Here is a 24,430-nt window from a genome sequence, read left to right as displayed (position 1 = left end):
CTATCTGCGTCCCCTTATCCTGCCCTTGGCGAGGAAGCCGTCGTAGTGCCTCATCAGCAGGTGGGTCTCGATCTGCCTCAGCGTCTCCAGGGCCACGCCCACGACGATGAGCAGGCTCGTGCCGCCGAACGCGAAGTCCACGTTGGCGGAGCTGATGAGCAGCATCGGCAGGATGGCGATGATCGCGAGGAACAGCGAACCCGGCAGCGTGACCCTTATCAGCACCCGCTCGATGTAGCTGGCCGTGCTCTTGCCCGGCTTCCTGCCGGGGATGAAGCCGCCGTACTTCTTCATGTTGTCGGCGAGGTCCTGGGGGTTGAAGACGATGGCCGTGTAGACGTACGTGAAGAGGATGATCAGGGCCGCGTACACGATCATGTACAGGGCGCTGGCGGGCGAGAAGATCCTGTTCACGGTCTCGTCTATGCCGCTGTTGGGGAAGAACATCGCGATGCTCGCCGGGAACATCAGGAACGACTGGGCGAAGATGATGGGGATGACGCCAGCCGTGTTCAGCCTGAGCGGTATGTGGGTGCTCTGGCCGCCGTACACCTTGCGCCCGCGCACCTGTCTGGCGTAGGTGACCGGGATCTTCCTCTGGGCCTCCGTCATCAGCACGACGAAGGCGATCACCGCGAACATGAACACCAGCAGGAACACCACCGAGACGAACGATGTCTGCTGGAGGACGAAGACGTTCCGGTAGAGCCCCGCCAGCCCGTCGGGGATCCTGCCCACGATGCCCGCGAAGATGATCAGGCTGATGCCGTTGCCTATGCCGCGCTCCGTGATCCTCTCGCCCAGCCACATCACGAAGATCGTGCCCGTGATGAGCGTGAGGACCGTCTGGACCGTGAACCCGAGGCCGGGGTGCGGCACCACTCCGGGGGCCTGCGAGTTGAGGCTGACGATGTACTGCGAGATGCCGAGCCCCTGGATCAGCCCGAGGCCGACCGTGGAGTACCTCGTTATCTCCGTCATCTTCTGCCTGCCCGCCTCGCCCTCCTTCTTCAGCTTCTCGAAGTAGGGCATCACGGACGTGAGGAGCTGGATGATGATCGAGGCCGAGATGTACGGCATGATGCCCAGGGCGAAGATACTGGCGCGGCTCAGGGCTCCTCCGACGAACAGGTCGTAGATGCCCATCATGTTGCCGGCGGCGCCCCTGAAGGCCTCTTCCAGAGCGTTCACATCGATGCCCGGGACGGGTATGAACCCGCCGATCCGGTAGACGGCAAGGAGGAGCAGCGTATAGAAGATCTTCTTCCGGAGTTCCGGGATCTTCATTATGCTCTCGAAACCTCGCATCAGTCGAGCACCTCTACTGCTCCGCCGGCCTGCCTGATGGCGCCGGCCGCGCTGGAGCTGAAGGCATGCGCGCAGACCGTGAGGCGGGTCGAGAGGGTTCCCGTACCCAGGATCTTCACGGGCCTGAGCCTGCTGGAGATGAGCCCTGCGTCCCTGAGCTCGTCGGGCGTGACCACCGAGTCCTCGGGGAACCTGGCGAGGAAGCCGACGTTCACGACCTGGTAGACTGTCGTGTAGCGGGCGTTGTTGAAGCCCTTGTGGCTGAGCCTGCGCTGCAGCGGGAGCTGTCCTCCCTCGAACCACGGGTGGATGCTGCCCCTGGCCCTCTGGCCCTTGTGCCCCTTGCCGGCGGTCCCGCCGTTGCCCGTACCGTCGCCGCACCCGCGCCGCTTGCGCTCGCGCGTGGCTCCCGCGGCGGGTCTGAGATGCTGGAGGCGTCTCATCCGCTGACCTCCTGGACCGTGACCAGGTGCCTGACCCGGAAGATCATCCCGCGGATCTCGGGTCTGTCCTCATGTACAACGGTCTGGTTCATCCTCCGGAGGCCCAGGGCCTCGAGGGTCCTCTTCTGAACGAGCGGGCAGTGTATGCCGCTCCTTATCTGCTTGACGGCGATCCTCTTGTCAGCCATCGGTCCGCTTCCTTCGCTGGATCATGCCCCTGCGGGCGGTGTTGATCCGGTCGATGGTGCCGAGGTCCCTGAGGCCGGCGAGGGTGGCCTTCACCACGTTGTGGGGGTTGTTGGTGCCCTGCGACTTGGTGAGGACGTCGCGGATGCCGGCGCACTCCATGATGGCCCTGACCGTGGACCCGGCTATGACGCCGGTACCCGGACTGGCCGGCCTGAGGAGGACGCGGCCCGCGCCGTACTCGCCAGTCACGTCGTGGGGAAGGGTCCTGCCGTCCGTGATGGGAACGTCGATCATGTCCTTCTTGGCCTCTTCGGTGGCCTTGCGGATGGCCTCCGGCAGCTCGGTGGCCTTCCCGAGGCCCACTCCGACCCTGCCTCTTCCGTTCCCGACGGCTACCAGGGCGTTGAAGCCGAACCTGCGGCCGCCCTTGATGACCTTAGCGACCCTGTTGACGGATATCAGCCTATCCATCCACTCGAGCTCGGGTTCGACCTGAACGGTCTTGTCGAGCTTCTCTTCCGTAGCCTCTGGTCTGTTACTCACTGGAATCCCCCATCAGAACCTGAGACCGCCCTCGCGGGCCTTCTCGGCAAGAGCCTTGACTCGTCCGTGGTACGGATGGCCGCCACGGTCGAAAACCACGGATTCTATCCCGATCTCGAGGGCTCTTCGGGCCACGACGAGCCCGAGTCTTCCCGCCTGTTCGGTCTTGGTTCCGGTACGGTCGCCGTCGAAGTAGTCGGCGGTCGAGGTCACGCTGAGGAGCGTGCGTCCGGTCGAATCGTCCACGATGTTCGCCACCATGTGCCGGTTCGTCCGGTGGACGCAGAGCCGCGGGCGCTCCGCGGTCCCCGAGACCTTCCTGCGCACGCGGAGGTGACGCCGCCTGAGTTTCTGGGTGCTTGTGAGTCCGGCCATGTCCCCTCCCTCCTACTTCGTTGTCTTGGCGGCCTTGCGCCGCACCACCTGATCGGAGTACCTGAAGCCGATCATGTTGTATGGCTCGACGGGCCTGAGTTTGTACAGCACGGAGGCGAACGAGCCCGTGAGCTCGCGGTTGGCCCCCGTGACAACCAGGGTGAACGTGTTCTGGCCGGGGGTCAGCTTGACCTCGATGCCCGCCGGGATCTCGACGAGGACCCTGTGGGAGAGCCCTATCTGCATCTCGACGACCCTGCCCTTGACCTCGCCCTGGAATCCCTTCCCGTTCACGACCAGAGTGATGGTGTGGCCTTCCGACACGCCCTTCACCTTGTTCGCGATGTGCGCCCTGGTTACGCCGTGCATCCGCTTGAGTTCGACGGTGTCCGTCTCCCTCTCGAGGGAGATGGACGAGCCTTCGATCTTCCCGGAGATCCCCGCGGGGATGACGTGGACTGCTTCTCCCCTGGGACCCTTGATCTTCATGTCGGATCCGTCGAGGGTGACGGTCACGCCCTTCGGGATCGCGATCGGCAGCCTGCCTATGCGTGACATTCCCTGAGTCCCCCTACCAGACGTGCAGCAGCACTTCGCCGCCGACGCCTTCCCTGCGGGCTTCCGAATCGGTGAGGACGCCCTTGGGAGTCGAAAGGACCGCAACGCCGCGCCCGGCCATCACGCGCTGGATCTCGGTCACGCCCTTGTAGACCCTGCAGCCGGGCGTCGATATCCTCTTCAGCCCGACTATCAGCGATTTGCCGTTCTGGTAGGCGAGGTAGACCCTGAGGATCCCCTGCCTGTCGTCATCGAGTCTGCGGTAGCCCCTGATGAAGCCCCTCTTGTAGAGGACGCCCGCTATGGCCGCCTTCATCTTGGACGCCGGGATGTCCACCATGACGTGTCCTGCCATGGAGGCGTTCCTGATCCTGTTGAGCATGTCGGAGATGGGATCGGTCATGGACATCTTCCACCCCCTACCAGCTGGCCTTGCGGACGCCGGGTATCAGGCCCCTGTTGGCCATGTCCCTGAAGCAGATCCGGCAGATGCCGAACTTGCGGAGGAAGCCTCTGGGCCGACCGCACAGCGCACAACGGTTGTACCTGCGCACGCCGAACTTGGGAGTGCGCTTCTGCTTTTCGACAAGACACTTTTTGGCCAACTTTGCCCCCTACCTTGCCGAGCCGGACTTGCGGAACGGCAGTCCGAGGAGCCTCAGCAGTTCGAGGCCCTCCTCGTCAGTCCGGGCGGTTGTAACCAGAGTGATGTTCATTCCCCGGAACTTGTCGATCTTGTCGACGTCTATCTCCGGGAAGATCGCCTGCTCCTCGAGCCCGAAGTTGTAGTTGCCCCTGCCGTCGAATCCCTTCGAGGGCAGGCCCCTGAAGTCGCGGACCTGCGGGAGCGAGAAGTTCGCGAGCCTGTCGAGGAACTCCCACATCGTGTCGCCCCTGAGGGTGACGAAGACGCCTATCGGCATGCCCTCGCGCAGCCTGAAGGCCGCTATGGACCTGCGGGCCTTGGCGACCACGGGCTTCTGCCCCGTGATCCTGCCGAGCTGCTCCGAGGCGTTCGTGATGTTGTTGGCGTTCTCTATGGCTTCCTTGCCGAGCCCCATGTTCACCACGATCTTCACGAGGCGCGGGATCTGATGCGGATTGGCGAAGCCGAACCGCTCGCGCAGCCTGGCCGACAGCTCCTCCGCGTAGAGTTTCTTGAGCCTGGGTGTTTCCTTCATCTTCCCACCAGACCCTTACACTGTCTCGCCGCAGGATTTGCACACCCTGCGGAGCCTGCCGTCGGCATCGCGCTTCCGGCTCACGCCGGCGCTATCGCCGCAGCCAGGGCAGACAATCCTGAGGTTGGAGGCGTGCATCGGGGCCTCCTTCTCGACTATCCCGCCCTGGGGGTTCTTCTGGTTGGGCCTCGTGTGCCTCTTCACGAAGTTCACGCCCTCTACGATGGCCTTGTCCTTGTCCTCGAGGACCTTCAGGACCTTGCCCTTCTTGCCCTTCTCGTCGCCCGTCGAGACGAGGACCCTGTCCCCCTTGCGCACATGCATCTAGATCACCTCCGGAGCCAGCGACACGATCTTCATGAACCTGGCTCGGAGCTCCCGTCCGACCGGGCCGAAGATGCGCGTGGCGACGGGCTGCATCGCGTCATCGATGATGACTGCTGCGTTGTCGTCGAAGCGCACCGAGGAGCCGTCGTTCCTGTTGAGCTCCTTCTTGACCCTGACGACCACGGCCTTCCTCACTTCACCCTTCTTCACGGCGCCCGTGGGCGACGACTCCTTCACGGTCACTACTATCACGTCGCCGATAGTGGCATATCTGCGCCCGGTGCCCCCGAGAACCCTGATGCAGAGCACCTCTCGGGCGCCGGAGTTGTCGGCGACGTTGAGTCTGGTCTCCTGCTGGATCATACCGACATCCTCCTACCGGGCCTTCTCCACTATTTCGAGGAGGCGCCAGCGCTTCAGCCTCGAGAGGGGTCTCGTCTCGGCTATGCGGACCACGTCCCCGGCCCCGCACTGGTTGGCCTCGTCATGGGCGTAGTAGCGGCGCGTCTGCCGGAACCGCTTCTTGTAGACCGGATGGGCCTTCAGCGTCACCACCTCGACTACGACCGTCTTCTCCATCTTGCCGGCGGAGACGACCGTACCCTTGACCACCTGCCTGTCTCCCGTCCTGAACTGTGACATCTACTCCACCTCACTCCCGCCGGCTTCGCCGCTCAGGCCGAGTTCGCGCTCGCGCAGCACCGTGAGCGCCCTGGCCAGCTCGTGCCTGGCCAGCCTTATCCTGACGGGGTTGTCCACCTGGCCGGCGGACTTGCGGAAGCGCAGGTTGAAGATCTCCTGTCTGAGCTCCCTGGTGTGACCCGTCAGTTCGTCGACTGTCATGGATCTCATGGCGGTGGATTTCACTGGGCCGCCCCCCCCTCTCTCTCGACGAAGCGGGTGAGTATCGGGAGCTTGTGCCCCGCGAGCCTCATGGCCTCTCTGGCCACCGCGACCTCCACGCCCTCGATCTCGAACATCACCCTGCCGGGCTTGATCACCGCGACCCAGTGGTCCACGGCGCCCTTGCCCTTGCCCATCCTGGTCTCGAGGGGAAGGGAGGTGATGGGCTTGTCGGGGAAGATCCTGATCCAGATCTTGCCGCCGCGCTTGACGTGCCTGGTCATGGCCACACGGGCGGCCTCGATCTGGGCGCTCGTCACGTGCCCGGGTTCGATGGCCTGGAGCCCGTACTCACCGAAGGAGACCGCGGCGCCGCCCTTGGCCCGGCCCCGGAGGCGCCCCTTCTGCTGCTTGCGGTATCTGGTTCTCTTGGGCATCAGCATGATCGATCACCCGCTACTCGGCCGGGCCGGTCTGGCCCGGATAATCGTGGATCTCGCCGTTGTAGATCCAGACCTTCACGCCGATGACGCCGTATGTAGTCCTGGCGATGGACCGCGCGAAGTCGACGTCGGCCCTCAGCGTGTGGAGCGGCACGCGCCCCTCGTGGTAGGTGTTGGTCCGGGACATCTCGGCGCCGCCGAGCCTGCCGGAGCAGCAAACCTTGATGCCTTCGGCGCCGGCCTTCATCGAATCGGAGATGGCCCTCTTCATGGCGCGCCTGATCGAGATCCTGCTCTCGACCTGCCGCGCTATGGAGTCGGCCACCAGGCTGGCGTTGCGCTCGGGGTGCCTGATCTCCTCGACCTTGGTCCTGACGGTCTTGCCGGTGTAGATCTTGAGCTCGCGGGTGAGCAGGTCTATCATGCTGCCCCGCGCCCCGATGACCAGACCGGCGCGCGCCGTGTGGATCGTGACCTGGACTTCCTGGGGCTTGCGCTCGATCTCGATCTTGGAGATCTGGGCCTTCTCCAGGCGCTTCATGATGTACTGGCGAAGCATCGCATCTTCCTTGAGGTACTCGGGGTAGCGCTTCCCGCGGGCGAACCACACCGAGTTCCATCCCCGGATGATGCCTAGTCTCAGGCCGACTGGATTGGTCTTCTGCCCCATATCAGCCCTCTTTCTGCTCCTGGGAGCCCACGCTGACCGTGAGGGAGATGTGGCAGAGCCTCTGCCGCACCCTGTTGGCCCTGCCGCGCGCCCTCGGCCTTATCCTCTTCACGATCGGTCCGTTGTCTATCGCTATCTCGGAAACCTTGAGCTCGTCTATGTCCAGCTTCGCGCCCTCGGCCTTGTGCACGGCGTTGGCCACGGCTGAATCCAGGGTCTTCTCTATCTCCCTCGAGGCGTTCTTGGGAACCGTCAGCAGGATCGACAGCGCCTGGTTCACGGACTTGCCGCGGATCAGGTCCGCAACCTGCCTCGCCTTCCTGGGAGGGACCCTCACGAACTTGGCCCTTGCGGAAGCTTCCATTCTCGTCGCCCCCCCTACTTCTTCTTCTCGCGGTGGCCGCGGAACGTACGGGAGGGAGAGAACTCGCCGAGTTTGTGGCCGACCATGTTTTCTACTACATAGACGGGTACGAACTTGCGCCCGTTGTGGACAGCGAAGGTGTTGCCGACGAACTCCGGCGGAATCGTCGACCTGCGGGCCCAGGTCCTGATGACCTTCTTCTCGCCTTCACCGGCCATCGCGAGAACCTTCTCGACAAGCCTGGCGTCGACGTAGGGGCCCTTTTTCAGGGAACGGGCCATGGCTACCTCCTCCCGCCGGTCGGCCTGCGCCTGGTGATGAGCTTGTCGGACTGCTTGTGCTTCCTGGTCCTCAGACCCTTGGAGAGCTGGCCCCAGGGTGAGCAGGGATGGCGCCCGCCGCTCGACTTGCCCTCGCCGCCGCCCATGGGGTGGTCGATGGGATTCATGGCCACGCCCCTGACGCTGGGCCGGATGCCCAGCCAGCGGGAGCGGCCTGCCTTGCCTATCCTGATGTTCGAATGATCCGCGTTGCCGATGGTGCCGATGGTGGCCATGCAGGTCAGGGGGACCATCCGCATCTCCCGGGAGGGCATCCTGAGGGTGGCCATCCCGCTCTCGCGGGCCAGGAGCTGGACTCCGGCCCCCGCGCTGCGGGCTATCTGGCCGCCGTACCCGGGCCTCAGCTCCACGTTGTGGATGATGGTGCCCAGGGGGATCCTGCCGAGCGGGAGATGGTTGCCCACCTCGGGCGGGGCGTCGTTCCCGGAGAGGACGGTCTGTCCCACGGCCAGGCCCTCGGGGGCGAGGATGTAGCGCTTCTCACCGTCGGGATAGACGACGAGGGCTATCCTTGCCGACCTGTTGGGGTCGTACTCGATCGACCTCACCGAGCCGGGAATGTCGAACTTGTTGCGCTTGAAGTCGATCTTCCTGTAGCGCCTCTTGTGGCCGCCGCCCTGGTGCCTGCAGGTGACGCGCCCCAGATTGTTGCGCCCCGCCTTGCTCTTCAGCGACTCCATGAGCGGCTTCTCGCCGGTCTTCCTGGTGATCTCCGCGAAGTCGGGGAGGATGGTGAACCTGCACCCGGGGGTCACCGGCTTGAGCTTCCTGGTCCCCATGCCTACACCCCCTCGAAGAACTCGACCGACTGGCCTTCGGCCAGGGTCACGATGGCCTTCTTCCAGGAGGATCTCCTGCCGAGGTTCCTCCCCATGCGCTTCTTCTTGCCCTGCATGTTCATCGTGTGGACAGCCAGGACGCTGACGCCGAACACCTCTTCCACGGCGCGCGCGATGTCGTGCTTGGTGACGGTTCGCGGCACGCGGAAGCTGTAGCTGTTGCGGGCCTCCCGCTGCTGGGTCGACTTCTCCGTGACCAGCGGCGTGAGGATGACGTGCCTTGCGTCCATCATATCACCCTCTCCTTCAGGAGGTCCACCGCGGTCTCGGACAGGAGGACCACTTCGGAGTTCACGAGGGTGGAGAGACTCACGCTCCGGGCGTTGATGGCCACGGCCCTCGGGATGTTCCTGCTGGCGCGCAGAACGGTGTCGTCGGCATCCCCTACCAGGATGACCGTGCGCCGCCCGTTGCAGCCGTGATTCCTCAGCATGTCCGCCATTTCGCGGGTCTTCCCGGTGGAGGACAGGTCGCGGAGCAGCCTGAGGTTGCCCTCGGACAGCCGTTCGCTGAGTATGCCGGCCACGGCCTTGCGCCTGACCTTGCGGTTGATCTTGAGCGACCAGGTCCTGGGGTGGGGTCCGTGGGCGACGCCGCCGCCGACCCAGACCGGGGAGCGGAAGCTGCCGGCCCTGGCGTGCCCCGTGTGCTTCTGCTTCCAGGGCTTCGCGCCGGAGAGGCTCACGTCGCTCCGGTCCTTGGCGCTGGCCGTGCCCGCCCTGGCGTTGAGCATCTCGGCCCTCGTGACCTCCCAGAGGACGTGGGTCGCGACGCTCACGCCGAAGATCTCCTCGGGGAGATCGACGGTGCCGACCTCTTCGCCCTTCATGTTGTACACTCTGGCTTCGGGCATGTTATCTGCCTCCTCCCCTCTTCTTGCTGACGAGGAGGTAGGTGTTCCGGGAGCCGGGGACGGCGCCCTTGAGGAGCAGCAGGTTGTTCTCGAGATCTATTCCGACGACCTCGAGATTCTTCACCGTGATCCTCTCGTAGCCGTTGCGGCCCGGCATGCGCCTGTTCTTCCTGACCTCCGCGGGGGTGGTGTGCTGGCCGATCGAGCCCGGGACCCTCTTGGACTTGCATCCGTGGGCGTTGTCGCCGCCGGAGAAGCCGTGGCGCTTCACGCATCCCTGGAACCCCTTGCCCTTCGTGAGGCCGGTGACGTCCACCCTCTCCCCCGGCAGGAAGATCGACAGGTCGATGAAGTCGCCGGGGGCGACCTCCCTGCCCTCGATCGCCGGGATCTCCCTCAGGCACGAGACCGGCGGGGCGCCGGCCTTGTCGAGGTGCCCGATCTCGGGCTTCGACAGCCTGCTCTTCCGCTGCTGACGGTATCCGATCTGGATGGCTTCGTAACCGTCGGTGTCCACGGTCTTGACCTGGACGACAGGGCACGGGCGGGCCTCCAGTACCGTGACCGGAAGCACCTTCCCGTCATCCCTGAAGACACGGGTCATGCCCACCTTGCGAGCCATGAGACCGCTCATCGGTTCTCCACTCCCGTCGCTGAAGTCCCCTCTAGGCGGAGGGACAAGCGTTTCTGTTCTGCACGGGCCGCCGGTCAACCGCCTTCGACCGGCCGAGCCCCGGATACTCTTAGTCCGGCTGTGCCGGACCAGTCAGTAGGGAGCCGGGATGCCTCCCGGCTACCTCACCTCGACGTCCACCCCTGCGGGGACGTCGAGCTGTCGCAACACTTCGGTGGTCTGCTCGCCGGGATCCTCGATCTCGATGAGCCTGGAATGGATCTTCATCTCGAACTGCTCGCGCGACTTCTTGTCCACGTGCGGGCTCCTGAGGACCGTGAACAGGGTCCTCCGGGTGGGCAGGGGGATCGGTCCTGCGACGGATGCGCCCGTCTGCTTCACTCCGCGCACGATGCTCTGGGCGGACCTGTCGAGTAGACGGTGGTCGTAGGCCCTCAGTCTGATCCTCAGCTTGGCTCCGTTCACTCCGAACACTCCCGGATTAGAGACCCGGCACCGCGCCACGCGGACGCGGCTCGGCGGTCATTGCCTGATCGCTATGCCCATCCTCTGCATGAGCGCCTGTGCCGCCGCAGGCGGCACCTCGGCGTACTCGAGGAGCTGCATCGAATACCCTGCGCGACCCTGGGTCAGGGAACGCAGGGCGGTAGTATAGCCAAAAAGCTCCGCAAGGGGTACCCTGGCCGATATGGCCGTGGCATCGCACCCGGGTTCCATCGAAGTGACCCTCCCGCGCCTCGATCCGAGGTCGCCTATGATGTCTCCGGCATACTCCTGAGGGGATATGATGTCGAGCTTCATCACGGGCTCGCGCAATACGGGGGCCGCGGCCTGCAGCGCCTGCCTGACGGCCGACGCGGCGGCCGACGAGTACCCGAGTTCGGTCGAATCCGTCTCGTGGAGCTTCATGGAGGTGATGCGGACGATCACGCCGTCGACCGGGAAGCCCGCCAGCGGGCCGCCGCCCGTCGAGCCCGCGACGCCCGCCCTGGCCGCCTCCACGAAGACATCGGGCACGGCGAGGCCCGATGATGCCTCGATCGAGATCCCGTTCTCGGCCGGATCCATCGAGAGGCTCACCTGGCCGTAGTGCCGCTTCCCGGCTATCTCCCTCTCGAAGACGGCATCGGCCTCGGCATGCCGGGATATGCCCTCCCGGTACGAGACCTGGGGCTTGCCGGTCTTCACGGAGAGCCTCCTCTCCCTCCTCAGCCTGTCCACCACGATCTCGAGATGGAGCTCGCCCATCCCCCTTATCAGAGTCTGGCCGGTATCCTCGTCGGTGGACACCCTGAGTGTCGGGTCTTCGCCGGTCATGTCCGAGAGAGCCTGTTCGAGAGCCTTCTCGTCCTTCGTGCTCTCGGGTTCCATGGCCATCTGCATCACGGGCTCGGGGAACCTCATCGACTCGAGGGAGAACGGGTGGTCCATGTCGGTGAGGGTGTCGCCGGTGGCTGCGTTGCGGAGTCCGACGGCGGCTATGTCGCCGGCGGCTATCTCGTCGAGGTGCGTGCGCTTGTCGGCGTGCATCCGGACGAGCCTCGCGAGGCGCTCCCTCTTCCCCGTCCTGTTGTTCAGGACCGTGTCCCCGTCGGCGGCGAAACCCGAGTAGACCCGCATGTACGCCAGCCGGCCCAGGTGGTCGTCGGTCTGTATCTTGAACACGAGCGCGGTGAACGGCTCTTCGTCGTTCCTCTCCCTGAGGCCGTGCCCGTCGCCCGGGACGATGCCCTCCACGGGCGGCATGTCGGAGGGGGAGGGAAGCCAGTCGACGATGGCGTCCAGAAGGGGCTGGACGCCGGTGTTCCGCAGGGCGGCCCCGCACAGCACCGGCACGAACCTGCCCTCGAGGGTCCCCTTCCGGATCAGCCTGCGGACCTCCTCGGCGCCCAGCGAGCCTGACAGGTAGCGTTCCGTCGCCCCGTCGTCCAGCTCGGCCGCGGCGGACCAGACATCCTCCCTGGCCTTCTCGTAGGCCTGGATCATGTCCCCGGGGATGTCCGCCTTCGTGACGACCCCGCCCTGGTCGTCGGTCGAGAAGAGCAGCGCCCTGCCCTCCAGCACGCTGACGATGCCGCGGAACGTGTCGGCCCGCCCGATGGGCAGCATGACGGGGAGCGGGTTCGCGCCCAGCCTTTCCCTCATCATGGAGATCACACGCCCGAAGTCTGCGCCGGAGCGGTCAAGCTTGTTCACGAAGGCGAGCCTCGGGATGGAGTACCTGTCGGCCTGGCGCCAGACCGTCTCGGACTGGGGCTCGACCCCTCCCACGGCGCAGAAGACGGCCACGGCCCCGTCGAGCACCCGCAGGGACCGCTCGACCTCGACGGTGAAGTCGACGTGGCCCGGGGTGTCGATGATGTTGATCTGGCAGCCGCGCCAGTGGCAGGTGGTGGCGGCCGAGGTGATCGTGATGCCGCGCTCGCGCTCCTGGGGCATCCAGTCCATGGTGGCTGTGCCGTAGTCCACGTCGCCCATGCGATGCAGCCGCCCGGTGAAGAAGAGGATCCTCTCCGTCACCGTGGTCTTGCCGGCATCGATGTGGGCCATGATGCCTATGTTCCGGATGGTCTCCGGGTCAGGTCTGCCCATGACCGGTCCCCCGCCGGGCGCCGGATGTCGCCATCCGGTGCCGGCTGATTCCGCAGGTGGTTTCCGGGCGCTCCCGGACGGGGTCCGGGAGCGTTACCAGCGATAGTGCGCGAAGGCCTTGTTGGCCTCGGCCATCTTGTGGGTCTCGTCCTTCTTCTTGACGCTGCCGGCGTTCTCGCCCCTCGCCGCGTCCATGATCTCGGCGGAGAGCTTCTCGGCCATGGAATGCCCCTTGCGGGACCTGGAGTACTGGATGATCCAGCGTATCGCGAGCGCGTCCCTCTCGGAGGGCTTGACCTCCATCGGGACCTGGTAGGTCGAACCGCCGACCCTCCTGGACTTGACCTTCAGGACGGGCCGTACGTTGTTCATAGCCCTGTTGAAGACGCCCAGGCCCTCCTGGCCGGTCTTCTCCTCTATGATGTCCATGGATCCGTAGAAGATCCTCTCGGCAACCGGCTTCCTGCCCTCCGACATCAGGGCGTTGATGAACTTCGATACGAGAGTGTTCCCGTACCGCCTGTCGGCCGCCGGTTCCCTCCTCTTCGGTGCCGCACGCCTGGGCATGTTTCAGACGCCTCCTGCCATATTCTTGAATTGTTCCTAAGAGGGCTTCTTCGCCCCGTACTTGGATCTGCTCTGGCGCCTGCCCTCTACTCCGGAGGTGTCCTCAACGCCCCTGATGATATGGTAGCGCACGCCAGGGAGGTCCTTCACCCTGCCACCCCTGACGAGGACGACCGAGTGCTCGTTGAGATTGTGCCCCTCGCCGGGGATGTAGCAGGTGACCTCGTATCCGTTCCGCAGCCTCACCCTCGCGACCTTCCTCAGAGCCGAATTGGGCTTCTTGGGGGTGCTGGTGTACACCCTGGTGCAGATGCCCTTCTTCTGAGGACAGCCGGTGAGGGCCGGCGCCTTGGTCTTCGACACGGGTTTCGACCGTCCGTAGCGGACGAGCTGATTGATGGTCGGCAACTCAACTCCTTTCAGCGCCGGAGGGTACGACCTTCCGGCAGTTCACGGAAGCCCGTAGTCTAGACGTCCGTGTCCTCTTCGTCAACATCGTCGTCCTCGGGCGGCCCGGGCGGGAGGGTCCCGTCGGGCAGCGCGAGGTTCACCGGTGCGTACCGCCTCATGCCCGTCCCGGCGGGGATGAGGTGTCCGGCGATGACGTTCTCCTTCAGGCCCCGGAGATTGTCCACCTTGCCCTCGACGGCGGCGTCGGCCAGGACCGTGTTGGTCTCCTGGAAGGACGCTGCCGAGAGGAAGCTGTCGGTGGCCAGCGACGCCCTGGTGATGCCGAGGAGCTGGACGTCGCTGGTGGCCGGACGCCTGCCCTCCCTCGCCGCCAGGTCGTTCTCCCGGTTCAGGATCAGCCTGTCGATCTGGGAGCCCTCGAGGAAGCGGGTGTCGCCCGGGTCCTCTATGCGGGCCTTGGCGATCATCTGCCGGATCACGATGCCTATGTGCTTGTCGTTGATCTTCACGCCCTGGAGCCTGTAGACCTCCTGCACCTGGTTCAGGAGGTACTCCTCCACGGCCTCCGATCCCTTGATCTTCAGGATGTCGTGAGGATCGAGCGGGCCCTCGGTCAGCTTGTCGCCGGCCTCCACGCGGTCTCCCTCGCGCACCCTTATGTGCCTCGTCGCGGGGATCTTGAGGCTCGACTCCTGGCCCTGGTCGCCGCGGATCGTGATGGTCCTGATGCCGGCCTTTATCGGGCTCAGCGCGACCACTCCGCTTATCTCGGCGATGGAGGCCGCGTCGCCGGGCCTGCGCGCCTCGAACAGCTCGTCCACCCGGGGGAGGCCCCCGGTGATGTCCCTGCGCTGCCCGAGCTTCTTCTCGATCCTGGCGATGTGCATGCCGCTCTTTATCCTTGCGGCGTCGTACACCCTGAGGTGCGCGCCGGTGGGGATGGGGTACATCCCCAGGATGTGCTCATGCAGGTACTCGTCCACCGGGTCTGTCAGCTTCTCGCGCTGCTTCCCGCGGCCGGCCGCGGTCTTGAGCATCCTCTGCGAGAACGATGCCAGAAGGATGAACCTGTTGTCGGCCGCGGTCTCGAGGATCCTCTTCGCGAGGTGGCGGGATGCCGACTGGATGCGGTCCAGGCCGCCTATCGCCAGGACGAACGGGGAATCCTTCGAGAGGTCGGCCAGGACGCCCATGATCTCGGTCTCGACCTGGTCGCTCTTGCGGGTGACGCCCTCGGAGATGCCGGCGAGGACCTCGCGGACCTTCGCCGCCTTCTTCTTCGACTTCCCGGCGGGGCCTTCGAGCAGGGCCTCGATGGCAGTCACGAAGGAGCCGTAGGGGCCGGAGGCGGCCTTCTTGAGGTCCACCTTGATGAAGGGCATGCCGAACGACGCCGAGCGAAGCTCGATCTCGTCGACCAGATTGTCGGGCCTGAGGGCGCTGACGTCGGAGTATGTGAAGACGGCCTTGCCTCTGCCGGTTTCCGACATCTCGCGGACGTAGTCCTCGAACCTGCGGATCTCCTCCTCGCGCCTCCTGGGCTTGCCGGAGAGCACCGCTAGGTGATCGTCGAGGATGTAGATGTGGGGGTGCAGGGTCTTGCTGCGGTCCTCCACGATGACCATCTGCTTGCGCTGCTCGCTGTCCAGTTCCTCCTGGAGGGTGATCTCCTCCTCGATGTCGATGTAGTGACCCGTGCCGGTCTGCTCGGCGACGATCGGGATGATGAACGGGTCGCTCCGGCAGATGAGGTCGTCCTTGGCGGCCTGCTGGCCGTCCTCGACGTAGAGCACCGAGCCCACGACGATGTCGTAGGAGGAGAGGACGTCGCCTATGCCGTCGAGGATGTCGATCTGGCCGTTGCGCGTGGCGATGTTCTGCAGCGTGCCGTTCTCGTCCTCGCCGAGGACGATGTACATGTTCCTGAAGCTGACGGTGCCGGCGTGGCGGGCCTTGACCTCGTTGTCCTTGGCTTCGCGCCCGGCGACGCCGCCGGTGTGGAACGTGCGCAGGGTGAGCTGGGTGCCCGGCTCGCCGATGCTCTGCGCGGCGGTGACCCCGACAGCCTCGCCCACCGTCACCATGCGGTTGCGGGAGAGATCCCAGCCGTAGCACTTGGCGCAGAGGCCGCGTGTGGCCTCGCAGGTCAGCGTGCTGCGGATCCTGACGGTCTCGATGCCGTGCTCCTCGATCCTGGAGGCCAGTTCGGCAGTTATCTCCTCGCCCGCCTCGCAGATGATCTCGTCGGTCACGGGGTCGAAGACGTCCTCGGCCGTGACTCTGCCGAGGATCCTGTCGCCCAGGGGCTCGATGACCTCCTCGCCCTCCTTGAGGGGGGTGATGGTCCTGCCGCGGATGGTGCCGCAGTCGTCCATGTTGATGACGACGTCCTGGCACACGTCGACGAGGCGGCGCGTCAGGTAGCCCGCGTCGGCGGTCTTGAGGGCCGTGTCGGCCAGACCCTTGCGCGATCCGTGGGTCGAGATCGAGTACTCGATGACGGACAGCCCCTCCTTGAGGGAGGAGATGATGGGGGTCTCGATGGTCTCGCCGATCTCGCCGGACAGCCTCTTGCGGGGCTTGGCCATGAGACCCCTCATGCCGGCGAGCTGCTTGACCTGGTCCCAGCTGCCCCTCGCGCCGGAGTTGGCCATCATGAAGATGGGGTTGAGGCCGTGCTTCTGGCTCTCGAGGGTGGTCTTCATCGCGTTCTTGACGTCCTCGGTGGCCTGCGTCCAGAGGTCGATGACCCTGTTGTAGCGCTCGGCCTCCGTGAGTTCGCCCCTGCGGGCCCTCTGCTCGACGTCGGATATGGCCGCCCTCGTCTTCTCGATGATCTCGGGCTTCTCGGGCGGGATCGTCATGTCGTCCAGGCCGACGGTGATGCCTGCCATCGTGGAGTAGTGGAAGCCCAGGGCCTTGAGGTTGTCGAGGAACACCGCGGTCTTCACCGAGCCCAGGTCTTCGAAGCACCTCGAGACGAGGGCCGCGAGGCCCTTCTTCCCGAAGGTCTTCTCGTGCTTGATCTGGGCGTTGGCCATGATGAAGCCCATCTCCTCGGGCACTATCTCGTTGAAGATCACCTGGCCGACGGTCGTGAAGTCCTTCCAGAATGCCGGCGCGCGGGACTCGCCCTTCTGGTCCTTCTCCGCGAGGCGGTTGATGCCCCTGATCTTGATCTTGGCGTGCAGGGACACCTTGCCGGCGTCGAACGCCCCCCTCACCTCCTCGAGGTTCGAGAACACCATGCCCTCGCCGGGCTCGCTCGGGATAGGCTTGGTCAGGTAGTAGACGCCGATGACCATGTCGTGGCTCGGGGTCGCGATGGGCTCGCCGCTCGAGGGCTTGAGGATGTTGCGGGAGCCGAGCATCAGGATCCGTGTCTCGACCTGGGCCTCGGAGGACAGGGGCACGTGCACGGCCATCTGGTCGCCGTCGAAGTCGGCGTTGAAGGCGGCGCATGCCAGCGGGTGGAGCCTTATGGCAAGCCCCTCGACGAGGGTGGGCTCGAAGGCCTGTATGCCCAGCCTGTGCAGGGTCGGGGCGCGGTTCAGCATGACGGGATGGTTCTGGATGACGCGCTCGAGCACGGCCCAGACGTCCTCGTCCTTCTCCTCGCCGCGCTTGGCCACCATGCGCTCGACGCGCTTGGTCGCCATCTTGACGCCCTCCTCGTTCATCTCCGCGAGGCCGGCGATCACGAACGGCTTGAAGAGCTCGAGCGCCATCGTCTTCGGGAGCCCGCACTGGTGGAACTTCAGTTCCGGGCCGACTACGATCACGCTTCGGCCGGAGTAGTCGACGCGCTTGCCGAGCAGGTTCTGGCGGAACCGCCCGCGCTTGCCCTTGAGGAGGTCGGAGAGACTCCTGAGGGGCCTCATCCCGGCGCCCTTCACGGGCTTGCGCCTGGAGCTGTTGTCCAGGACTGCGTCGACAGCCTCCTGGAGCATCCTCTTCTCGTTCCTGAGGATCACCTCGGGAGCCTCCAGGTCGAGCAGGCGGCGCAGCCTGTTGTTCCGGTTGATGACCCTGCGGTAGAGGTCGTTGAGGTCGCTCGACGCGAACCTCCCGCCGTCCAGCGGCACGAGGGGCCTGAGGTCGGGGGGGAGGACGGGGAGGACCCTGAGGATCATCCACTCCGGCTTGTTGTCGTTGCGCGACAGCCTGAAGGATTCGATCTCCTTCAGCCTCTTGATGTTCTTCTGGCGCCTGGCGGCGGTGGTCTCGTTGGCGATGCTGGTGCGCAGGGAGGCGGCCAGTTCGTCGAGATCGAGCTTCTGGAGGAGCTGCTCGATGGACTCGGCCCCCATCCTCACCTTGAACACGTCGCCGTACGTCTCGCGCGCGGCCCTGTACTGCTCGTCGGAGAGCACCGTGCCCGCGGGCAGCGACGGGTGCTCGGACTCCGTCACGAGGAACGACTCGTAGTAGATGACCCTCTCGAGGTCGGTCGTGGTCGTGTCGAGCAGCTTGGATATCTTCCTGGTCTTGAAGTACCAGATGTGCGTGACCGGCACGGCGAGCTCGATGTGGCCCATCCTCTCGCGCCTGACGCGGGAATGGGTGACCTCCACGCCGCACCTGTCGCACTTCACGCCGCGGTAGCGGATCCTCTTGTACTTTCCGCAGCTGCACTCCCAGTCCTTCACCGGACCGAAGATCCTCTCGCAGAAGAGGCCGTCGGGCTCGGGCTTGTAGGACCGGTAGTTGATCGTCTCGGCCTTGGTCACCTCGCCCTCGGACCAGCTCTTGATCTTGTCCGAGGAGGCGAGGCTTATCTTTATCCCGCGGAAGTTCGCCGGGAACGCCTTAGCGTCCCGAAGGGAGATCGTCTCGAGCATCGCTACTTCTCCTCCTCGGTGACGAGCTCTACATCGAGCGCAAGGCTCCTCATCTCGTTGAGCAGCACGTTGAAGGATTCGGGAACGCCCGGATCGGGTATGTTCTCGTTGTTCACTATCGCGCTGTACGCCCTGGAGCGGCCCTCGGCGTCGTCGGACTTGATGGTCAGCATCTCCCGGAGCGTGTAGGCCGCCCCGTAGGCCTCGAGGGCCCAGACCTCCATCTCGCCTAGCCTCTGTCCGCCCTTCTGGGCCTTGCCGCCCAGGGGCTGCTGTGTCACCATCGCGTACGGGCCGGTGGAGCGCGCGTGCATCTTGTCCTCCACCTGGTGCGCCAGCTTCATCATGTACATGACGCCGACGGTGACGGGCCTGGCCATGGGTTCGCCGGTGCGCCCGTCGTAGAGGACGCTCTTGCCGTCCTCGGGGAGCCCGGCCTCGGACAGGAGCTTCCTGATCTCGGTGTTGGGGGCGGAGTCGAACACGGGCGTCACGGCGTCGAAGCCGAGAGCCTTGGCGGCCCAGCCGAGATTGGTCTCCAGTATCTGGCCCACGTTCATCCTCGACGGGACGCCGAGGGGGTTTATGCAGATGTCCACGGGCGTGCCGTCGGGCAGGTAGGGCATGTCCTCCTCGGGGACTATGATGCTCACGACACCCTTGTTCCCGTGGCGCCCCGCCATCTTGTCGCCGACCTGCAGCTTGCGGCGGCTGGCTATGAGCACCTTGACCAGCTTGAGCGTGCCGGGCTGGAGGTCGTCGCCCCTGTTGAGCTTGTCGATCTCGATCTCGTATTCGCGCTGCATCCGGTCGAGAACCTGGGCGGCGCGGCGCAGGACCTGCCTGGCCTTGTCGTCCGTCTCCAGGTTGTCGACGATCTGCCTGCCGTAGTCGAGCTCCATGAAGTTGACCTTGTTGAGCACGGCCGCAGTGAGCTTCCGGCCGGCGGGCACCGCGACCTCGCCGGTCAGCGTGTCGACCATGTCGACGGCCTTCTGGTCCTTCAGGAGCTCCTTGAGTATCGCGTCGCGCTCCTCGCAGAGCTTGGACTTCCTCAGGTCGTGAGCCTGGGCGAGCTTCTGCGTCTTCTCGTCGAGCTCGCGCCTGGCCCTCTCGGACCTGTCGCGCCTGGCGTAGACCTTCACGTCTATGACGACCCCGTCCATGCCGGCGGGGGCCTTAAGCGACACGTCCTTCACGTCTCCGGCCTTCTGGCCGAAGATGGCGCGGATGAGCCTCTCCTCCGGGGACTGGTCCTGTTCGCCCTTGGGCGTCACCTTGCCCACGAGGTAGTCGTCCGCCTTGACCCTCGAGCCCACGCGGATGATCCCGTCGGCGTCGAGGTTGCGCTTGGCGTCCTCGCCCACGTTGGGGATCTCGCGCGTCAGCTCCTCGGGGCCGAGCTTCGTCTCGCGGAACTGGGTCTCCAGCTCGAACACGTGGACGCTCGTGAAGATGTCCTTCTTGATCAGCTTCTCGCTGACCACGATGGCATCCTCGTAGTTGTACCCGTTCCAGGGGCACAGCGCGACGATCGCATTTACGCCGAGCGCCAGCCTGCCCTGGCTCGTCGCCATGCCGTCGGCCAGGGGCTGGCCCGCTGCGACGGTCTCGCCCTCGTGGACGAGCGGCTTCTGGTTGATGGAGGTGTCCTGGTTCGTGCGCACGAACTTCTTGAGCCTGTAGGTGTCGTAGCGGTTGAAGTCGAGCGGGTCGCTGTCGGCGCGCACGATGATCATGGCGGAATCCGCATAGGTCACCGTGCCGCCACGGCGTGCGGAGACCAGGGCGCCGGAGTCCTTCGCGGCCCTTCCCTCGAGGCCCGTTCCGACGACGGGCGCCTCGGTGTAGAGCAGAGGAACGGCCTGGCGCTGCATGTTGGAGCCCATGAGGGCCCGGTTGGCGTCGTCGTGCTCGAGGAACGGTATGAGAGCGGCGGAGACGCCCACCAGCTGCTGCGGGCTGACATCGATGTACTCGACTTCGGAAGGCGGCACCATCGGGAAGTTGCCCGCGCGCCTGGCCCTCACCAGCGGGCCCGTGAGGTTGCCCTTCCGGTCCACCGCGGTGTTGGCTTCGGCAATCGTGGTCCTGTCCTCGCGATCCGCGGACAGGTACACGACTTCGTTGGTGATCCTGCCGTTGATGACCCTGCGGTAGGGGGCCTCGAGGAATCCGAACCTGTTGATCGAGGCATAGACGGCGAGGGTCGTGATCAGGCCGATGTTGGGACCTTCGGGAGTCTCGACGGGACACACCCTGCCGTAGTGCGTGTGATGCACGTCCCTGACGTCGAACCCGGCGCGCTCGCGGGTGAGCCCGCCTTCGCCGAGGGCGCTGGTGCGGCGCTTGTGGGTGAGCTCAGCGAGGGGGTTGGTCTGCTCCATGAACTGGGAGAGCTGGCTCGAGCCGAAGAACGTGTTGATGACGCTCGAGAGCGTGCGGGAGTTCACGAGCTCGGTCGGGGTGAGCTTGTCGCGGTCCTGGTGGCCCATGCGGTCACGGATCGTGCGGGCCATCCGGCTCAGACCCTTGGAGAACTCCTGCCCCAGCAGCTCGCCGACGGTCTTCACCCTTCGGTTGCCGAGGTGGTCGATGTCGTCGGCCGTTATCTTGCCCTCGCGGAGCTTGATCAGGTTGTCGACGATCGCCACGAGGTCCTCGACCGACAGGGTCAGCCTGTCCATGGTGGTGTCTATGTTCAGGCGCTCGTTCAGCTTGTAGCGTCCTACCTCGCTGAGGCTGTACCTCTTGGAGTCGAAGAACATCGAGCGCAGATAGCTCTTGGCGTGGTCGAGGGACGGGGCCTCGGTGCCCCTCAGGGCCTCGTAGATCCAGAGGGTGGCGTTGTCCTCGTTCTTCTCCAGGCCGGTTCCGAGGCTGCTCTCCTCCTTGGCCAGCGTCTTTCTGATGCCGTCGAAGTCGGTCTTCTCGCTCCTGATCTCCAGGAAGGAGGCCTTCTTGATGCCTTTTGCGACGAGGTTCTCGATCTTCTCGATCGTCTCGACCGGTTCGTCGACCCTGGCGAGGATCTCGCCGGTTTCGGGATCGACGATCTCGTCGGCGAAGGACTTGAGAGTGAGGTCCACCGCCCTGCTGCGGTTCTTCAGGGCGACTTCGAGATCCCTCTCTACTTTTGGATAGAACCTGCAGAGGATCTCGGAATCGGTGGACAGGCCCAGGGACCGCAGGAGCATCGTGATGGGGATCCTCTTGGGGCGCTTGTCGATGTTGGCGAAGATCACATCGTTCGTGTCGAGCATCAGGTCGAGCCAGGAGCCCCTCTGCGGGATCACGCGGGCGCTGCAGACCCTGCGGCCCCGCTGTACCGTCTTCTCCTCGAAGAAGACGCCGGGGCTGCGGTGGAGCTGGCTCACGATGACCCTCTCCGCGCCGTTGATTATGAAGGAGCCGGTCTCGGTCATCAGGGGCAGCTCGCCGTGGAACACGGACTGCTGGACTATCCTGGAGACCTTCTTCTCGTCGGGGGTGCCGCGGAAAACGAGCCTCAGCTTCGCATTCAGGGGCGCCGAATACGTGAGGTGCTTGTCGAGGGCTTCCTGAATGCTCCAGCGGGGCGTGCCGACCGTGTACTCGACGTACTCCAGCGAGAACTCCTTGGTGGAGCTCTCTATGGGGAACGTGTCGAGGAATATCTTGTGGAGACCCTGTGGGAGGCGCTCGTCCGGAGGGACGTCCGCCTGCAGGAAGACGTCGAACGACTTCTTCTGGATCTCGAGGAGATCCGGCATCTCGATCGCAGGAATCGCGCGCGAGTAATCCCTTACTGGTCTCTTAGGGTTCACCTGGCTCTCCTAACGATGGCTCTTACAGCAAATAAGGGGCCCCAAACACGGTCCGGGACAAACGGCGAGAGAAGGCCTCATGGCCTTCTCCCGCCTGCGGGGCTGTGGACTCCGGCACCTACTGCAGCTTGACAGTAGCGCCGGCCTCCTCGAGCTGCTTCTTGAGGCTCTCGGCCTCCGCCTTCTCGGCGCCTTCCTTGATCTTGGAGGGCACGCCGTCTACGAGGTCCTTGGCTTCCTTGAGCCCGAGGCCGGTGGCCTCGCGGAGGACCTTGATGACCTGGATCTTCTTGTCCCCGAAGCCCTCGAGGATGACGTCGAACTCGGTCTTCTCCTCCACGGCAGCCGCTGCCGCGGCGGGAGCCGCCGCCACGGCCGCCACGGGGGCCGCCGCGGAGACGCCGAACTTCTCCTCCATCATCTTGACGAGGTCTGCGAGCTCGAGGACTGTCATGCCGGAAATGGTCTCGATGATGAGAGCCTTCTTGTCTTCGGACATCTTTCGTTCTCCTTAAGTAGCCGCGCGGACCCTTGTCGCGGGCCCGCCCCGACGTGGTCCTACTGGTTCTGCTCCTGCTTTTCCTTCACCGCGTTCACGGCGTTCAGGAAGCTGCGCAGGACGCCGCCCGTGACATTCACAAAACCCTGCAGAGGCGCGCTCATGGATCCGAGCAGCCTCGCGAGGAGCTCCTCGCGCCCTGGAAGGTCCGCCAGGCTCATCATCTCGGCGGCGCTCAGGGAGCGGCCGGAGACGTACCCGCCCTTGATGGCGGGCCTGCCGTCATGGTCCTTCGAGAACTTCTTGAGAGTCCTGACGGGGATTATCTCGTCCCTCGACCAGGCGACCGCGGTGGGGCCCTGTGCCAGGGAGACCACCGGATCGCTCCCCACTTCCATGCTGTCGAATACCTTGCGGAGTATCGTGTTCTTCACGACCATGAACCTGACGCCCGACGACCTGAGCTCGTTCCTCAGGCTGGTCATCCCGGCCACGTCTATGCCTGTGAAGTCAGTGAGAACTATCGAACCGCCGCCCCTGAGATCCCTGGACAGGTCGCCCAGGACCTGCTCCTTGCGTTCTCTCGTGATGCTCACCGTCCGCCGCCTTCCGCCTAGCGCAGGTGCGCCCGGACGTCGTTGACGTCCATGTGAACACCGGGTCCCATCGTCGATGAGACGCTGACGGACATCAGATAGCGACCCTTGGCTCCGGAGGGGCGGAGCTGCATGATCTTCTCGAGGAACATCACCGCATTCTCCTCCAGGGCCTTCTGGTCGAAGCTGGCCTTTCCGATGGGGGCGTTCACGTTGCCCTGCTTGTCGGTGCGGAACGTGATCTTGCCGCCCTTGGACTCCCTTACGGCCTCACCGATCTCTGTCGTGACGGTGCCTGTCTTGGGGTTGGGCATGAGGCCCCTGGGGCCCAGCACCTTCCCCAGCTTGCCCACAACCTTCATCATGTCCGGGGTGGCTATCACGACCTGGAAGTCGATCCAGCCCTGCATTATCCTGTCCGCCAGATCGTCCTCGCCGACGTGATCGGCTCCCGCGGCCCTGGCCTCCTCGGCCTTCTCGCCCCTGGCGAACACCAGGACCTTCACGGTCCTGCCCGTTCCGTGGGGGAGCACGCAGGTCCCGCGGACCATCTGATCGCTGTACTTCGGGTCGATGCCCAGGCCGATGGCCATCTCGACGGTCTCGTCGAACTTGGCCGTGGCCAGCTTCTTCACGAGGCCCAGCGCATCCTCGAGGGAATACTGGATGGTGCGGTCGACCTGGCTCAGGGCCTCTGCGAAACGCCTGCTCGCGCCTGCCATCAGTCGGTCACCTCCAGCCCCATGCTCCTCGCGGTGCCCCTGACCATCATCACTGCCGCCTCGAGCGAAGCTGCGTTGAGGTCGGCCATCTTGGTGCGGGCTATCTCGCGGACCTGGTCCATCGTGACGGTCCCGACCTTCTGGCGGTTGGGCTCGCCCGATCCCTTGGCGAGTCCTGCCGCGCGCTTCAGCAGAACTGCAGCCGGGGGCGACTTGAGCTCGAAAGTAAAGCTCCGGTCGGCATAAACGGTGACGACTGCCGGGAACACAAGGCCCTCCTGCCCCTGGGTGCGGGCATTAAAGTCCTTGCAGAACCCGGGCAGGTTTATGCCGTACTGACCCAGCGAAGGCCCGACCGGCGGTGCCGGTGTGGCCTGTCCCGCGGGCAGCTGCAGCTTCACCACGCCCAGGATCTTCTTTGCCATTCGGACTCCTCTCTGCCGCCTCCGCGCCTCCCCTGTTGCGGCGCTGGCGGGTTACCTGCC

31 protein-coding genes are annotated in these 24,430 nt (G+C 65.0%); all 31 read right to left on the bottom strand.

Going from position 1 to position 24,430, the window contains the following annotated elements; all coding sequences use genetic code 11:
- Nucleotides 1-1,287, bottom strand: a complete 1,287-nt coding sequence (gene secY, locus QUS11_11020) for a preprotein translocase subunit SecY (GenBank protein ID MDM7993827.1) — start codon at nt 1,285-1,287, stop codon at nt 1-3.
- A gap of 20 nt (nt 1,288-1,307) precedes the next feature.
- Nucleotides 1,308-1,751 carry a 50S ribosomal protein L15 gene (gene rplO / locus QUS11_11015; protein MDM7993826.1) on the bottom strand — a complete coding sequence of 148 codons (444 nt, stop codon included), beginning with the start codon at nt 1,749-1,751 and terminating at the stop codon, nt 1,308-1,310.
- Complete coding sequence (rpmD, locus tag QUS11_11010) at nt 1,748-1,939, bottom strand: 50S ribosomal protein L30 (GenBank protein ID MDM7993825.1); 192 nt, start codon at nt 1,937-1,939, stop codon at nt 1,748-1,750. The genes rplO and rpmD overlap by 4 nt, the downstream gene beginning before the upstream one ends.
- A complete protein-coding gene (gene rpsE / locus QUS11_11005; protein MDM7993824.1) occupies nt 1,932-2,411 on the bottom strand; it encodes a 30S ribosomal protein S5 in 480 nt (159 codons plus the stop codon). The genes rpmD and rpsE overlap by 8 nt, the downstream gene beginning before the upstream one ends.
- An 84-nt stretch (nt 2,412-2,495) precedes the next feature.
- The gene (gene rplR / locus QUS11_11000; GenBank protein MDM7993823.1) at nt 2,496-2,858 is read right to left on the bottom strand and encodes a 50S ribosomal protein L18; all 363 of its coding nucleotides are present in this window, start codon (nt 2,856-2,858) and stop codon (nt 2,496-2,498) included.
- A gap of 12 nt (nt 2,859-2,870) precedes the next feature.
- Nucleotides 2,871-3,416, bottom strand: coding sequence for a 50S ribosomal protein L6 (rplF, locus tag QUS11_10995; GenBank protein MDM7993822.1), 546 nt, complete (start codon nt 3,414-3,416; stop codon nt 2,871-2,873).
- 13 nt (nt 3,417-3,429) lie between these two features.
- The gene (gene rpsH / locus QUS11_10990) at nt 3,430-3,819 is read right to left on the bottom strand and encodes a 30S ribosomal protein S8 (GenBank protein ID MDM7993821.1); all 390 of its coding nucleotides are present in this window, start codon (nt 3,817-3,819) and stop codon (nt 3,430-3,432) included.
- 16 nt (nt 3,820-3,835) lie between these two features.
- Nucleotides 3,836-4,021, bottom strand: a complete 186-nt coding sequence (locus QUS11_10985; protein ID MDM7993820.1) for a type Z 30S ribosomal protein S14 — start codon at nt 4,019-4,021, stop codon at nt 3,836-3,838.
- Between the two features lie 9 nt (nt 4,022-4,030).
- On the bottom strand, nt 4,031-4,597 hold the full coding sequence (gene rplE / locus QUS11_10980; protein MDM7993819.1) for a 50S ribosomal protein L5: 567 nt from the start codon (nt 4,595-4,597) through the stop codon (nt 4,031-4,033).
- 15 nt (nt 4,598-4,612) lie between these two features.
- Nucleotides 4,613-4,921, bottom strand: a complete 309-nt coding sequence (gene rplX, locus QUS11_10975; protein ID MDM7993818.1) for a 50S ribosomal protein L24 — start codon at nt 4,919-4,921, stop codon at nt 4,613-4,615.
- Nucleotides 4,922-5,287, bottom strand: a complete 366-nt coding sequence (rplN, locus tag QUS11_10970; GenBank protein ID MDM7993817.1) for a 50S ribosomal protein L14 — start codon at nt 5,285-5,287, stop codon at nt 4,922-4,924. It lies immediately after the preceding gene.
- A gap of 12 nt (nt 5,288-5,299) precedes the next feature.
- Nucleotides 5,300-5,566 carry a 30S ribosomal protein S17 gene (rpsQ, locus tag QUS11_10965; protein MDM7993816.1) on the bottom strand — a complete coding sequence of 89 codons (267 nt, stop codon included), beginning with the start codon at nt 5,564-5,566 and terminating at the stop codon, nt 5,300-5,302.
- Complete coding sequence (gene rpmC, locus QUS11_10960) at nt 5,567-5,776, bottom strand: 50S ribosomal protein L29 (protein ID MDM7993815.1); 210 nt, start codon at nt 5,774-5,776, stop codon at nt 5,567-5,569.
- 11 nt (nt 5,777-5,787) lie between these two features.
- The gene (gene rplP, locus QUS11_10955; protein MDM7993814.1) at nt 5,788-6,210 is read right to left on the bottom strand and encodes a 50S ribosomal protein L16; all 423 of its coding nucleotides are present in this window, start codon (nt 6,208-6,210) and stop codon (nt 5,788-5,790) included.
- A gap of 13 nt (nt 6,211-6,223) precedes the next feature.
- Nucleotides 6,224-6,880, bottom strand: a complete 657-nt coding sequence (rpsC, locus tag QUS11_10950) for a 30S ribosomal protein S3 (protein ID MDM7993813.1) — start codon at nt 6,878-6,880, stop codon at nt 6,224-6,226.
- Nucleotide 6,881: 1 nt separating this feature from the next.
- Nucleotides 6,882-7,244: a 50S ribosomal protein L22 gene (rplV, locus tag QUS11_10945; protein MDM7993812.1), complete on the bottom strand. Its 363-nt coding sequence runs from the start codon at nt 7,242-7,244 to the stop codon at nt 6,882-6,884.
- 14 nt (nt 7,245-7,258) lie between these two features.
- Nucleotides 7,259-7,525 (bottom strand): 30S ribosomal protein S19, encoded by a 267-nt coding sequence (rpsS, locus tag QUS11_10940; protein ID MDM7993811.1) that lies wholly within the window; start codon nt 7,523-7,525, stop codon nt 7,259-7,261.
- A 2-nt stretch (nt 7,526-7,527) separates the two neighbouring features.
- Entirely contained in the window at nt 7,528-8,364 is an 837-nt protein-coding gene (gene rplB / locus QUS11_10935) for a 50S ribosomal protein L2 (GenBank protein ID MDM7993810.1), read from the bottom strand.
- A 2-nt stretch (nt 8,365-8,366) separates the two neighbouring features.
- A complete protein-coding gene (locus QUS11_10930; protein MDM7993809.1) occupies nt 8,367-8,657 on the bottom strand; it encodes a 50S ribosomal protein L23 in 291 nt (96 codons plus the stop codon).
- Nucleotides 8,654-9,277, bottom strand: a complete 624-nt coding sequence (gene rplD, locus QUS11_10925) for a 50S ribosomal protein L4 (GenBank protein MDM7993808.1) — start codon at nt 9,275-9,277, stop codon at nt 8,654-8,656. Before rplD ends, QUS11_10930 begins: the two co-directional genes overlap by 4 nt.
- 1 nt (nt 9,278) lies before the next feature.
- A complete protein-coding gene (rplC, locus tag QUS11_10920) occupies nt 9,279-9,911 on the bottom strand; it encodes a 50S ribosomal protein L3 (GenBank protein MDM7993807.1) in 633 nt (210 codons plus the stop codon).
- A gap of 159 nt (nt 9,912-10,070) precedes the next feature.
- The gene (gene rpsJ, locus QUS11_10915) at nt 10,071-10,376 is read right to left on the bottom strand and encodes a 30S ribosomal protein S10 (protein ID MDM7993806.1); all 306 of its coding nucleotides are present in this window, start codon (nt 10,374-10,376) and stop codon (nt 10,071-10,073) included.
- A gap of 57 nt (nt 10,377-10,433) precedes the next feature.
- Nucleotides 10,434-12,503, bottom strand: a complete 2,070-nt coding sequence (fusA, locus tag QUS11_10910; protein MDM7993805.1) for an elongation factor G — start codon at nt 12,501-12,503, stop codon at nt 10,434-10,436.
- A gap of 93 nt (nt 12,504-12,596) precedes the next feature.
- Complete coding sequence (rpsG, locus tag QUS11_10905) at nt 12,597-13,070, bottom strand: 30S ribosomal protein S7 (GenBank protein ID MDM7993804.1); 474 nt, start codon at nt 13,068-13,070, stop codon at nt 12,597-12,599.
- Nucleotides 13,071-13,106: 36 nt separating this feature from the next.
- Nucleotides 13,107-13,478 (bottom strand): 30S ribosomal protein S12, encoded by a 372-nt coding sequence (gene rpsL, locus QUS11_10900; GenBank protein ID MDM7993803.1) that lies wholly within the window; start codon nt 13,476-13,478, stop codon nt 13,107-13,109.
- Between the two features lie 59 nt (nt 13,479-13,537).
- On the bottom strand, nt 13,538-18,322 hold the full coding sequence (gene rpoC, locus QUS11_10895; GenBank protein MDM7993802.1) for a DNA-directed RNA polymerase subunit beta': 4,785 nt from the start codon (nt 18,320-18,322) through the stop codon (nt 13,538-13,540).
- Between the two features lie 2 nt (nt 18,323-18,324).
- Nucleotides 18,325-22,128, bottom strand: a complete 3,804-nt coding sequence (gene rpoB / locus QUS11_10890) for a DNA-directed RNA polymerase subunit beta (protein MDM7993801.1) — start codon at nt 22,126-22,128, stop codon at nt 18,325-18,327.
- A 118-nt stretch (nt 22,129-22,246) separates the two neighbouring features.
- Nucleotides 22,247-22,627, bottom strand: a complete 381-nt coding sequence (gene rplL / locus QUS11_10885) for a 50S ribosomal protein L7/L12 (GenBank protein MDM7993800.1) — start codon at nt 22,625-22,627, stop codon at nt 22,247-22,249.
- 59 nt (nt 22,628-22,686) lie between these two features.
- Nucleotides 22,687-23,223, bottom strand: a complete 537-nt coding sequence (gene rplJ / locus QUS11_10880) for a 50S ribosomal protein L10 (GenBank protein ID MDM7993799.1) — start codon at nt 23,221-23,223, stop codon at nt 22,687-22,689.
- A gap of 17 nt (nt 23,224-23,240) precedes the next feature.
- On the bottom strand, nt 23,241-23,945 hold the full coding sequence (gene rplA, locus QUS11_10875; protein MDM7993798.1) for a 50S ribosomal protein L1: 705 nt from the start codon (nt 23,943-23,945) through the stop codon (nt 23,241-23,243).
- Nucleotides 23,945-24,370 carry a 50S ribosomal protein L11 gene (gene rplK, locus QUS11_10870; protein MDM7993797.1) on the bottom strand — a complete coding sequence of 142 codons (426 nt, stop codon included), beginning with the start codon at nt 24,368-24,370 and terminating at the stop codon, nt 23,945-23,947. Before rplK ends, rplA begins: the two co-directional genes overlap by 1 nt.
- Nucleotides 24,371-24,430 lie beyond the last annotated feature (60 nt).

Source organism: Candidatus Fermentibacter sp. (assembly GCA_030373045.1).
In the GTDB taxonomy this organism is placed as follows: Bacteria; Fermentibacterota; Fermentibacteria; order Fermentibacterales; family Fermentibacteraceae; genus Fermentibacter.
Note: the sequence above shows the minus strand (reverse complement) of the source record. Positions and strands in the feature narration are given on the sequence as shown.